The sequence below is a fragment of the Sphingomonas sp. genome, assembly GCF_017304635.1.
In the GTDB taxonomy this organism is placed as follows: domain Bacteria; phylum Pseudomonadota; class Alphaproteobacteria; order Sphingomonadales; family Sphingomonadaceae; genus Sphingomonas.
This window is the reverse complement of sequence record NZ_JAFKMA010000001.1, coordinates 898,046-910,363: the sequence shown is the minus strand read 5'-3', so window position 1 is coordinate 910,363 and position 12,318 is coordinate 898,046. Positions and strand designations below refer to the sequence as shown.

The following is a 12,318-nucleotide window of genomic DNA, read 5'->3' as shown; positions in this document are numbered from 1 at the left end:
GGGGAATAGGGTGATCGACACGCACCGTATAGCCTGGGTCTATGGCGCCTTCGCGCTGCTCGCGCTGGCGGGGTTCGTGCTGCGTCCGGGGCGCGCCACGGCGGCGTGGTGCTATTTCGGCGGCTGGCTGCTGCTGCCGGTCGGGGCCTACCCGCCATACACCCATGGGCCGGCGACGCCGATCGAGATCATGGGGCTGGTGCTGCCGGCCAACATGCTGGTCAGCAAGGCGGCGGTGGTCGCAATGGTCACCTGCATCGTCAGCCTGGTCCGCGACCATCGCCGCTGGCTGGCGCTACGCTGGCGTCCGCTCGACGCGGCGATCCTGGCGTGGTGCGCGTGGCCGTTGCTGCGCGCGATCGTGGCGGGCGACATCGCAGGTGGCGCGACGCAATCGGCTTATCTACTGGCGGCATGGGGCGGGAGCTGGCTGCTCGGCAAACTCTATTTCGCCGGCGAGGACGGCGCGGTCGCGCTGCTCGAAGGGATGGCGTGGAGCGGGATGGCGCTGTTGCTCGTCGCGATGGTCGAGCTGGTCCACGGCCCGCTCGTCTACGAGATGTTCTACGGCCGGCATCCATACCAGAAGGACGGTGTCGAGCGCTATCTCGGCCACCGTCCGCTGGCGATGTTCGAGGACGGCAACCAGTACGGCATCTGGATCGCGATGGCGGCGCTGGCGGCGATCGTGCTGGTGCGGCGTGACATCAAGTGGCGTCCGGGTGCGATCGTGCTGGCGATCGCAGCGGTCGCCAGCCAGTCGGTCGGCGCGATCGCGTTGCTGGCGGTCGGCGTGCTGGCGTGGAGCGGGCGCGTCCGGGTGCCGGCGCGCTGGTGGAAGCTGGCGGGCGGCGGACTGATCGCGCTGGCGGCGCTGTACGTGTCCGGCATCGTGCCGTTCGAGCGGATCGCGCGTCACACCGCGGTCGGCGAGCACATCCTGGCGATCGTCCGCAGTACCGGGCGCGGCTCGTTCCTTTGGCGCATCTCGCAAGACCAGAAGGTCATGCCGCTGATCCACCAGCATCTGCTGCTCGGCTGGGGACGGTGGGACTGGTGGATGCCGGTCGGGTATCGGCCGTGGGGTGTGCCGATGCTGACGGTCGGGCAATACGGTCTGGCGGGGCTCGCGCTGATGATGGCGGCGATGCTGGTGGCGCCGGTGCTGGCGCTGGTGCGCGGGAGCCTGAAGATCAACGTCGGCATCGTCGCGCTGATTGTCCTGCTCGCGGCGATCGATGCCGCGCTCAACAGCTTCATCTTCTGGCCGGCGATCGTGGCGGTCGGCGGGCTGGCCGACCGGCTGTCGCTCACCGCGCCGAAGCGTGGCGCGGACCGGCGGAACGCTGTGGATAACGCCGCCCCGGTGCTTCCCTTGGGGCCGGCCACTCCCTAACATCGGCGCATGCCCCATTCCGGCTTCGTGCCCCTGCGTATCTTTTCGTCCTATACGATGCTCGACGGCGCGATCGAGCCGAAGGCGATCGCCAAGCGCGCGCGCGAACTGGGCTTTCCCGCCGCCGCCCTGACCGACCGCAACGGGCTCTACGCCGCCATGCAATTCTCCGGCGCGGCGAGCGATGCCGGGGTGCAACCGGTCATCGGCACGATGCTAGGGGTCGCGCGGCCTGATCTGCCCGAGGGGGCGGCGGTGCAGACCGACTGGCTCGCGCTCTATGCGCAGGACGAGGCGGGGTATCTCAACCTGTGCCGGCTGGTCAGCGACGCGCATCTCGGCCGCCCGGTCGAGCAGGCTCCGCATGTGGATATCGACAAGCTCGCCGCACATTCGGACGGGCTGATCGCGCTGACCGCGGGCGGGGAGGGCGCGCTCGCGCGACTGTTCGCAGAGGACCAGCCCGATCGGGCGCACGCCTATGCCGACCGGTTGCAGGCGATCTTCGGCGACCGGCTCTATATCGAGATCGCGCGGCGGTTCGATCCGGTCGAGGGCAAGGCGGAAGGCGAGTTGCTCGACCTAGCCTATGCGCGCAACCTGCCGATCGTCGCGACCAATCCGTGCTGCTTCGCGGAAGAGGATTTCCGCGAGGCGCACGACACGATGCTGTGCATCGCCTCGTCAAGCTACGTCGCCAGCGACGATCGCCCGAAAAGCTCGCCCGATGCGTGGATGAAGCCAGCCAAGGACATGCGCGCGCTGTTCGCCGACCTGCCCGAGGCGATCGCCAATACCCTGGTTGTGGCACAGCGCTGCGCGGTCGCGGCACCCAAGCGCAAGCCGATTCTGCCGAGCCTCGCCGGCGATCCGAGCGCCGAAGCCGAGGCGTTGCGCGAGGCCGGACGCGCGGGCTTACGGGCGCGGCTCGACCGCATCCTCGAACTCGGCACGGGCGGTGAGCCCGGCTGGGAGCAGGAATACCGCGACCGCCTCGAATTCGAACTCGACGTCATCATCAGCATGGGCTTCCCCGGCTATTTCCTGATCGTCGCCGACTTCATCCAATGGGCGAAGGCGAACGACATCCCGGTCGGGCCGGGGCGCGGGTCGGGTGCCGGCAGCGTGGTCGCCTGGGCGCTGACGATCACCGATCTCGATCCGATCAAGCTCGGCCTGCTGTTCGAACGCTTCCTCAATCCGGAACGCGTGTCGATGCCCGACTTCGACATCGATTTCTGCGAAACCCGGCGTGGCGAGGTGATCCGCTACGTCCAGGCGAAGTACGGCCGCGATCAGGTCGCGCAGATCATCACCTTCGGGACGATGAAGGCGCGCGCGGTGCTCAAGGATACCGGCCGCGTGCTCCAGATGAGCTACGGCCAGGTCGATCGCCTCGCCAAGCTGGTGCCCAACCATCCGACCGATCCGTGGACGCTCGACCGCGCGCTCAACGGCGTGACCGAGCTCGCCGCCGAATATCGCGGCGACAAGGACGTACGCCACCTGCTCGACCTGGCGATGAAGCTGGAGGGGCTGCCGCGACACAGCTCGACCCACGCCGCCGGCGTGGTGATCGGCGACCGTCCACTCGCCGAGCTGGTCCCGCTCTATCGCGACCCGCGCTCCGATATGCCGGTCACGCAGTTCGACATGAAATATGTCGAAGGCGCCGGCCTCGTGAAGTTCGACTTCCTCGGCCTCAAGACGCTGTCGGTGCTGAAGAAGGCGGTCGCTTTGCTGGCGAAGCGCGGCATCGCGCTCGACCTCGACGCGCTGACCTGGGACGACGAGGGCGTCTACAAGCTGCTCCAGCGCGGCGATACGGTCGGCGTGTTTCAGCTCGAATCGGAAGGGATGCGGCGCACGCTGTCGGCGGTGCGCCCGTCCAATTTCGGCGACATCATCGCGCTCGTCTCGCTTTACCGCCCCGGCCCGATGGACAACATCCCGAGCTTCGGCCGGCGCAAGAACGGGCAGGAGCCGATCACCTACCCGCATCCCTTGCTCGAACCGATCCTGGCCGAGACCTACGGCATCTTCGTCTATCAGGAACAGGTGATGCAGGCGGCGCAGGTGCTGGCGGGCTATTCGCTCGGCGGCGCCGACCTGCTGCGTCGCGCGATGGGCAAGAAGATCAAGGCGGAGATGGACGCGCAGCGCGACACGTTCGTCGCCGGCTGCAAGGAAGCGCACGGCATCGACAAGGCGAAGGCCAACGAGCTGTTCGACTTGATCGACAAGTTCGCCGGCTATGGCTTCAACAAGAGCCACGCCGCGGCCTACGCGCTACTCGCGTACCAGACGGCGTGGCTGAAGGCGCATCATCCGGGGGAATTCTTTGCCGCGTCCATGTGTTACGACATCCACCTGACCGACAAACTGGCGGTGTTCGTCGACGACATGCGCCGGCTGGGGGTCGAAATCCTACCGCCCGACGTGAATGCCAGCCTGGCCGAGTTCGACGTGCAGGAGATAGCCAGTATTCCTGCGCAAGCAGGAATCCAGAGCCAGGAGCGTAGCGCTAGTGACCCTGGGCTCCTGCTTCCGCAGGAGCACGGGCAGAAATTGGCGGTTCGCTATGCGCTCGCCGGCCTCAAGTCGGTCGGCGAAGGGGCGATGGAGAAGCTGGTCGAGGAGCGCGAGGGGCGCGGCACGTTCGCCAGCCTCGACGATTTCGCGCATCGGGTCGATCCGCGCCTGCTCAACAAGCGCCAGCTGGAGACGCTGGCTGCGGCCGGCGCGTTCGATGCGATCGACGCCAATCGCGCCGGCATCTACGCGTGTGCCGAAACCGTGCTGGCGACGGCGGCGCGCGTCCACGAGCAGAAGACGAGCGGGCAGGGCGGCCTGTTCGGCGAGAGCGAGGCTTCGGGCACGCACATCAAGCTGCCGCTGTCGGCGCGCTGGACGCTGGCCGAGCGGATGGAGCAGGAGAAGGAGGCGTTCGGTTTCTATTTCTCCGCCCATCCGGTCGATCGTTTCGCGCAACTGGCGAAGATGCACGGCGCGCGGCGCTTCGCCGATCTGGGCGATGTGCCGATCCCGGAGGGCGGGCGCGCCGGCGCGGTGATGGCGGCTTTGGTCGAGGAAGCGCGCTGGCGCACCTCCGCCAAGGGGCGGCGATACATGATGGCGACGATGTCCGATCCGTCGGGCCAGTTCATCGTGACCTGCTTCGACGACATGGTCGCGGGGGACCTGGAGGAAGCGGCGCGCAACGGCGGCTGCGGGCTGCTGACGGTCGAGCTCGATCGCCGGGCGGGTGAGGAGACGCCGCGCGTCACGGTCAAGCGAATCCAGCCGTTCGAGAGCCTCGCCACCTCGACTCGCATGACGCTCGCCATCGCGATCGACGACATTGCGGCGATCGGCGGCATCGCCGCGCTGCTGGCCGAGGCGCGTGGTGCGCGGGGCGAGGCGCGGCTGACCGCGACGTTGCCGGATGGTGGCCACGCGACGATCCTGCTGGGACGCGACTTCCTGCTCGACGTCGAACTTGCCGACCGGCTCGCCACGATCCCCGGCGTCACCGGCGCCGAGGTGTCGATCGCTCCGCCACAGCGTCTCGCACTGGTAGGGTAGACACCGCTCGGCCGTCACGGAATAGTGCGCGGGATAAGCACGGAGCGGAGAGTGACGATGACCCTGGGGGCGATGCAGGATTTCGAGCTGCGCGTGATGCGGCTGCTCGATCACGCCGCGCGCGAACATGGGGGACGCGAGCTCGTCAGTTATTGGGCGGACGGGCGCGAGACGCGGACGGACTGGGCCGGCATCCACCACGACGCGCGCAAGCTCGCGCAATGGCTGGAGAAACAGGGCCTGGTGCCGGGCGATCGCGTCGCCACGCTGGCGATGAACCATCACCACCACCTGACCGCCTGGTACGGCACGATCGGCATGGGCGGCGTCATCCACACGATCAACCCGCGGCTGTTCGACGAGCAACTGGTCTATATCGCCAATCATGCCGAGGACCGGGTGCTGTTCTACGACAGGCAGTTCCAGCCGCTGGTCGATCGGCTCAAGCCGCAATGGACCTCGATCGAGCATTATGTCGCGTTCGACGATGAAGGGCCGGCGGGGTTCCAGGCGATCCTCGACGGTGAGGATGGAGACTACCGCTGGCACGAGGGGCCGGAGCGCGATCCGTGCATGATCTGTTACACCAGCGGGACGACCGGCAATCCGAAGGGTGTGCAATACGAACATCGCTCGACCGTCATCCACGCGATGGCCGCGGTGGCGCCCGACCTCCTCAACCTGTCGTCGCGTGCGGTGGTGCTGCCGGTGGTGCCGCTGTTCCACGCCGCCGCCTGGGGCTTGCCGTTCGCGTGCGCGCTGTCGGGAGCGAAGCTAGTTTATGCCGCGACCAACGACGCCGCAGTGCTGTGCCGGCTGATGAACCAGGAGAAGGTGACGCATTCGGCCGGGGTGCCGACCGTGTGGCTGGCAATGTTCCAGCATATCGACGCGACCGGCCAGCGCCCTGAGCATATCCAACAGGTCGTGATCGGCGGATCGGCGGCACCGCGCGCGATGATCGAGCGGATCATGGGAATGGGCGCAACGGTCAAGCATCTGTGGGGGATGACCGAAACCTCGCCGATCGGCACCGCCGGCGCGCCACCGCCGCACTGGGACGATCTCAGCCGCGACGAGCAGCTCGATCACGTGTCGAAGCAGGGACAGATTCCGTTCGGCATCGAGCTTCGGATCGTCGACGACGCCGATGCCGTCCTGCCGCGCGACGGTATTACCTCGGGCCGGTTGCAGGTCCGCGGCCCGTGGGTGGTGAAGCGCTATTTCAAAGCGGAGCGCGAGGCAGTCGATGCCGATCAGTGGTTCGACACCGGCGATGTCGCGCTGTTGCATCCGGACGGCACGATGCAGATCACCGATCGCGCCAAGGACGTCATCAAGTCGGGCGGTGAATGGATCAGCTCGGTCGATCTCGAAAATGCCGCGGTCGGCTGTCCTGGCGTCGGGGAGGCGGCGGCGATCGGCGTGCAGCACCCGAAGTGGGACGAACGGCCGCTGCTGCTGATCGTGCGCAAGCCAGGTAGCAACGTGACGGCGCAGGAAGTCACCGCGCACCTCGCCAAGCATGTCGCCAAATGGTGGTTGCCCGACGAGATCGTGTTCGTGGACGATTTGCCGCACACGGCGACGGGCAAGTTGCTCAAGACCGAACTGCGCGCGCGGTACAAGGATTACAAGTTGGCGACCGCCGCTTGAGGGGAAGGGGAGCCACCGCCGCGCGGCGGCTCCCGATCTTTCGTTATCGGTCGGTTCCCGGTTGGCCGGCGGCGCTACCCGACGTTCCGCCGGGATTGTCTCCATCGCCGCCGGTGACCATGTCGTCCCGGTCGCCGTCGTTCGACTCGTCGTCATCGTCCATGTCGTTGCCGGCACCGGTGTCCGCGCCACCCTGGCCGCCCGACGAACCGATCCCGCTGCTTTGGCCGAAATCGTTGCCCGTCGCGCCACCGCTGCCCATGCCGCCGGCACCACCTTGGCCGCCCTGGTCCGCACCGGTCGTGCCGGCGTTGGTCATATCGTCGTCGTTGCGCGCGCCGGCACCGCCGGCCTGATTGTCGTCAGCCACGTTGGTCTCCTGATCTCGGTTAGTATCTGAAATGTCCGGACTTTGGCAGAACGAGCGGACTTGTCTTTCGATCCGTCAGAATAGTTCGCCCTGCGCGCCGCGCGGCGAACGGAACAGGTCGGTGCGCACCGCGATCCGCTCGTTGCCGAGACCGTGCTTGCGCATCGCGATCTGGAACCGGGTCCGCAGCAGTTCCGCCCACGGTCCTTGCCCCTTCATCCGCGAGAAGAAATCGGGGTCGTTGTCCCGCCCACCGCGGATCGAGCGGATGATCGCCATCACCTTGCCAGCGCGATCGGGGAAATGCGCGTCGAGCCACGCGCGGAACAGCGGCGCGACTTCGTGCGGCAGACGCACCGGCAGGAAGAACACGCCGCGCGCGCCGCTTTCGGCCGCGCGCTCGACGATATGCTCGATCTCGTGGTCGGTGATCGCCGGGATGACCGGAGCGATCGACACGAAGGTCGGGATACCGGCATCGGTCAGCCGCCGCACCGCGGTCAACCGCCGCTCCGGATGTGGCGCGCGCGGCTCGACCGTTCGCGCGATCTGGCTGTCGAGCGACGTCACCGACAGCGCGACCGCCACCAGCCCCTTCGCCGCCATCGGCGCGAGCAGGTCGATGTCGCGCGTGACCCGATCGGACTTGGTCGTGATGGTCAGCGGATGATCGGTCTCCGCCAGTACCTTCAGGCAATTACGCGTGATCCGCCAGTGCGATTCGATCGGCTGATAGGGATCGGTGTTCGTCCCGAACGCGATCGGGCGGCAGACATAGCCGGGCTTGGCCAGTTCCTCGCGCAGCAGATCGGGCGCGGTCGGCTTGGCGAACAGCTTGCTCTCGAAATCGAGACCGGGCGAGAGGTCGTGATAGGCGTGGCTCGGCCGCGCGAAGCAATAGATGCAGCCATGCTCGCAGCCGCGATAGGGATTGACCGAGCGATCGAACGGCACGTCGGGCGACTGGTTCCGCGCGATGATCGTGCGCGGCGTCTCGACCGTCACCGTCGTGCGCAGCGGCGGTGGGGCGCCGTCGATATCCGCGACCGCATCGAGCCAGTCGCCGTCCGCCAGCCGCTCGGCCAGGCCGAACCGCGTGCTTTCGCGATTGACGGTCGCGCCGCGAACGGGACGGAATTTTACCATTGCCCAAGGCTAGTCGCATCTCTAGAACATAGCAAGAACATCGGGAGGCAAGGATGGCAAAGCTCAATTACGTCGAACTGCCGGTGCAGAGCACCGCGACGGCCAAGGATTTCTATGCGAGCGCGTTTGGCTGGGACTTCACCGATTACGGCCCGACCTATGCCGCGACCGGCGGCGGTCCCGCCGATCTCGGGCTGCAAGGCGATCGCGCCGAATGGACCACGGCGCCGTTGCCGGTGATCGAGGTCGAGGATCTCGACACGACGCTGACCGCGGTGACGTCGGCGGGCGGCACGGTGACGCAGCCGATCTTCGCCTTTCCCGGCGGCCGCCGCTTCCACTTCCGCGACCCGAGCGGCAACGAACTGGCGGCGATGCAGGCGGCGCGCTAGCGGAACGCTTGCCGTCGTCTCCATTGCCGATAGGTTGGGGCACGGCATCGAGGGGGGATCATGCGACGGAAATATCGATTCGCGCTGCTGGCGATGACGCTGGCGGCGAGCAATGCTGGTTCGGCGACGGCTAGCGATACCGCGACGTGTCCGACCGGCATGATCTGCGCAAGTGATCCGGGAACGATCGTGGCGGCACTGCAATCGGCGGGATACAAGCCGGCATTGACCGTTGACCGTGACGGCGATCCGGAGATCGACAGCCTTATCAAGGGCCGCAACGTCGCGATCCTGTTCTATGACTGTACCGAGCACAAGCAGTGCAAGGCGATCCAGTTTCGCATCACGTTCAAGACCGATCCCACTTTCTCGCTCGCGGTCGCCAACAAATGGAACGTCGAAAAGCGGCTCTTTCGCGCGTATGTGCTGGACGACGGTCGGATGATCTTCGATCATGACGTCTCGACGATCGGCGGCCTCAACAAGGCGAATTTCCTCGACCTGATCGAGTGGCTGGGGTCGACGATCGGCGATGTCGATCAGTATCTCGGCGCTCTGCCGGCCAAGAGCTGACGCGGCCTACCGCTCGGTCAGGCGCGGCATCAGTTCGACGAAGTTGCAGGGACGGAAGCGGCTGTCGAGCTGGTCGCGGAGGATGCCGTCCCACGCGTCCTTCACCGCGCCGGTCGAGCCGGGCAGCGCGAAGATGTAGGTGCCGCCGGCGACGCAGGCGGTCGCGCGCGACTGGATGGTAGAGGTGCCGATGGTCGCATAGCTCTGCCAGCGGAACAGTTCGCCGAAGCCGGGGATCATCTTCTCCGCAACCGCCTCGATCGCTTCGGGCGTCACGTCGCGGCCAGTGACGCCGGTGCCGCCGGTCGTCAGGATCACGTCGATCGCCGGTTCGTCGATCCAGTGCGCCAGCCGATCCACGATCGCGTCGAGGTCGTCGCGTTCGATCGCACGGGCGGCGAGGGTGTGGCCGGCGCTCGTCAGCCGCTCGACCAGCGTGTCGCCGGACCGATCGTCGTCGGGTCCGCGCGTGTCGGAGACGGTCAGGACGGCGATGGCGACAGGCTGGAAGATGCGGGTTTCATCGATGGGCATGCTAATCTGCCTTATCATCGTTCAGTGCTCCTGCGAAAGCAGGAGCCCAGGGTCTCTAAGCGGATCGGACGCGACTCTGGATTCCCGCTTTCGCGGGAATACGAAATCCTATTTGATCAACCGCACCGCGCTCGGCCCCGGCAGGCCCGGGAATTTCGGCCACATCCCCTGCGCCAGCGCCGCACGGCTGGCGGAGGTTGTGCGGCCGTCCTTTTTCTCGTACATCCAGTAATTGCGCAGCACCGTGGTCACGTACCCGCGCGTTTCCCAATAGGGGATCGATTCGATCCACAGCAGCGGATCGCCGCCGTCGCGCACGATCGTGTTCCACTCGGTCACCGGCAGCGGGCCGGCATTGTAGGCGGCGATCACCTTGGGCAGCAGGCCGCCGCTGAAGCTCTGGGTGCTCAGCCGTTCGAGCGTGCGCTGGCCGACCGCCATGTTGACCGAGGGCTGGGCGAGGGCGCCGCGATCGATCGTGATACCACGCTCGCGCGCATAATCGGTCGCCGCCGCCGGCACGATCTGCATCACGCCATAGGCGCCGGCCGGGCTGATGACGTTGCGGCGGAACCGCGATTCCTGGAGCGCGTGGGCGTAGATCAGTGCCTTGTCGACGCGCCAGCCGCCGTCCGGCGCCCATTTCGGCGCGGGGAAGCGCGCGATCGTCGGCGGCGTCGTCCCTTGCGGGCAATTGTTGCCCAGCCACATCAGCGTCTCGGGCAGGTCGAGGCTTTCGGTCAGGCGGACCAGCGACGAATATTCGGTCGCCGGGCCGATCTTCGCCTGCTGGCGCAGCACGTCATCGGCCAGGTCGGTCTCGCCGATCTCGACCAGGGCAGCCGCCACACGGACGTTCGGGCGGTTCGACAGTTTGTCCCAATCGGCGAGCATCAGCTCGTCGCCGCCGCGCGGGCGATCCTGGATGCCGAGCTGCTGGCGCGCGAGCATGCCGTAGAAGGTTTCGTCGAGCTGGGCGGCGTTCTTGAGCCGCGCCTCGACCCGCTCGGGATGGCCGCACTGCATGTCGGCGCGCGATGCCCAATATAGCCCGGCCGCGCGCAGTTCGACGTCGCTCGCCCGGGCGGCGACGTCGACGAAGCCGGCCCCGGCGGCGGCGCAGTCATGCTGGCGCCACGCGGCGAGCGCGCCGACCCAGTCGCCCTGAACGGCCCAGTCGCCGCTGCCAACGCGCGCCTTCGCCGCCATCGACCGCGCGTTCGCATTGTCGCCCTGCAGGAAATAGATCCACGCGATGCGCTGCTGCCATTCGGTCTGCGCGTCGGGGGTGAGGTTGGGGGTCGCCTCCAGCAGCGCCTGCGCCTCGGGGCCCATGTCACCCTTGATATAAGGCTGCATCTTGAGCGTCAGATCGGCGGCGGCAAGGTCGAGCTTCGTCGCCTTGGCGCGCGTGCGAACCGAGGCGCCGTTGCGCCAGATCAGTCGCTGCTGCGTCGGCAGGGTCGGCACGGCGACCCCGCGCGTCGTCAGGATGCGGGCGATCGCCGGCGCTTCCGGCAGTTCGGGGGCGGCGGTCAGCACGGCGAGCAACGCCGCGTCGTCCACCTTGGGAGAGCCCTTGGCGATGTAGAGTTCGGCCTCCGCGACCGAATGGAGCGGGCCGGGCTTCATCTGCGCCAGTTGCAGCTGCGCGTCGGTCCAGTTCCTGTCGTGGATCGATTTGAATACCGCGCGATAGCCGTCGCGCTGCTCGCCATCGAGCAAGGCAGGGATGCCGCGGCTCATTACGCCGGTGGTCAGATTGGGGGCCGGTTCGCCGGCATGCGCCGCGGCGGGAAGCAACGGGGTCAGGGCCAGCGCGGTCGCGGCCAGCAATTTCGTCACCTTCACTCGAACCCCCCGATCAACAGTCTCAGGTCTTTCCAGGCGTCGGCCTTGGCGGCGGGACGTTCCAGCAGGAAGCGCGGATGGAAGCTCGCCACGACGTCGCTTGTCCCACCGTCATGGTTAACGGCGTGTAAATTTCCGCGGGCGCTGGCGACATCCAACCCCGCGATCGCACGGCTCGCCGCATTGCCGAGAGCGAGGATGCGTTTCGGCCGGGCAAGGGCGAGGTGATGGCGGAGCAACGCGGCGAGATCCTGCGCGACATCGTCAGCCAGCCGACCGGCCGGCGGACGCTTCACCGCGACGCTGGCGAGATGGATCGATTGCCGGTCGCGCCCGATCGCGGCGAGCATCCGGTCGAACAGCCGCCCGGCCGCACCCGACAGCAGCGCACCCGCCGCCTCGTCCTCGCGATCGGGCATGTCGACCACGACCATCAGCCCGCTCGCGGCTGAGCCTTGCGGCGCCATCGGCCGGCCCGGCCAGCGACCCTCGGGCGCGGCCTCGCCGATCCGCCAGGCGACGAAGGCATCGAGTGTGTCGGGCAATGCGGGTACAGCAGCGGCAGCGATCGCCGGGGTAACGGGCGCGGCGATCGGCGCGCGCGCCAGCCAGTCGCGCGGCACCTCATCGAGCTCGCAATCGACGCCGGCATCCCGCCACCATTCGAGTGCACTGGCGATGCTCGCCCGCCAATCGTGATTCTGGTCAGCCCCCATACCCGTTTTGCATAGCAGCCGAGGTTGACGGCGGGGTCAATTCACGGGCACCGCATGTTCCGACAAACCGTTGTCATCGTGCGATGATCGGTCCGGCCG

General features: G+C 67.4%; 10 protein-coding genes. 5 read left to right on the top strand and 5 right to left on the bottom strand.

Going from position 1 to position 12,318, the window contains the following annotated elements:
- Nucleotides 1-10 precede the first annotated feature (10 nt).
- Genes J0I47_RS04605 through J0I47_RS04595 form a run of 3 tightly spaced genes read left to right on the top strand, consistent with a single transcriptional unit; the run spans nt 11 to nt 6,637 of the window.
- Complete coding sequence (locus J0I47_RS04605; protein WP_294045253.1) at nt 11-1,396, top strand: hypothetical protein; 1,386 nt, start codon at nt 11-13, stop codon at nt 1,394-1,396.
- A gap of 9 nt (nt 1,397-1,405) precedes the next feature.
- Entirely contained in the window at nt 1,406-4,981 is a 3,576-nt protein-coding gene (gene dnaE / locus J0I47_RS04600; RefSeq protein WP_294045252.1) for a DNA polymerase III subunit alpha, read from the top strand.
- A 57-nt stretch (nt 4,982-5,038) separates the two neighbouring features.
- Nucleotides 5,039-6,637 carry a long-chain fatty acid--CoA ligase gene (locus J0I47_RS04595; RefSeq protein WP_294045859.1) on the top strand — a complete coding sequence of 533 codons (1,599 nt, stop codon included), beginning with the start codon at nt 5,039-5,041 and terminating at the stop codon, nt 6,635-6,637.
- 43 nt (nt 6,638-6,680) lie between these two features.
- On the opposite strand, the gene J0I47_RS04590 is transcribed toward J0I47_RS04595, so the two are convergent.
- Together J0I47_RS04590 and J0I47_RS04585 are read right to left on the bottom strand one after the other, a co-directional pair.
- A complete protein-coding gene (locus J0I47_RS04590; protein ID WP_294045251.1) occupies nt 6,681-7,007 on the bottom strand; it encodes a hypothetical protein in 327 nt (108 codons plus the stop codon).
- A gap of 75 nt (nt 7,008-7,082) precedes the next feature.
- Nucleotides 7,083-8,153 carry a PA0069 family radical SAM protein gene (locus J0I47_RS04585; RefSeq protein WP_294045250.1) on the bottom strand — a complete coding sequence of 357 codons (1,071 nt, stop codon included), beginning with the start codon at nt 8,151-8,153 and terminating at the stop codon, nt 7,083-7,085.
- 53 nt (nt 8,154-8,206) lie between these two features.
- On the opposite strand from J0I47_RS04585, the gene J0I47_RS04580 reads away from it, so the two are divergent.
- Nucleotides 8,207-8,545 (top strand): VOC family protein, encoded by a 339-nt coding sequence (locus J0I47_RS04580; protein ID WP_294045249.1) that lies wholly within the window; start codon nt 8,207-8,209, stop codon nt 8,543-8,545.
- Nucleotides 8,546-8,605: 60 nt separating this feature from the next.
- Nucleotides 8,606-9,118: a YbjN domain-containing protein gene (locus J0I47_RS04575; RefSeq protein ID WP_294045248.1), complete on the top strand. Its 513-nt coding sequence runs from the start codon at nt 8,606-8,608 to the stop codon at nt 9,116-9,118.
- 6 nt (nt 9,119-9,124) lie between these two features.
- Here J0I47_RS04575 and moaB read toward each other — a convergent pair whose 3' ends face one another.
- From moaB to J0I47_RS04560, 3 genes are all read right to left on the bottom strand, one after another.
- Nucleotides 9,125-9,652, bottom strand: coding sequence for a molybdenum cofactor biosynthesis protein B (gene moaB / locus J0I47_RS04570; protein WP_294045247.1), 528 nt, complete (start codon nt 9,650-9,652; stop codon nt 9,125-9,127).
- A gap of 108 nt (nt 9,653-9,760) precedes the next feature.
- The gene (locus J0I47_RS04565) at nt 9,761-11,503 is read right to left on the bottom strand and encodes a lytic transglycosylase domain-containing protein (protein ID WP_294045246.1); all 1,743 of its coding nucleotides are present in this window, start codon (nt 11,501-11,503) and stop codon (nt 9,761-9,763) included.
- Nucleotides 11,500-12,219: a uracil-DNA glycosylase family protein gene (locus tag J0I47_RS04560; RefSeq protein WP_294045245.1), complete on the bottom strand. Its 720-nt coding sequence runs from the start codon at nt 12,217-12,219 to the stop codon at nt 11,500-11,502. Before J0I47_RS04560 ends, J0I47_RS04565 begins: the two co-directional genes overlap by 4 nt.
- Nucleotides 12,220-12,318: the final 99 nt, after the last annotated feature.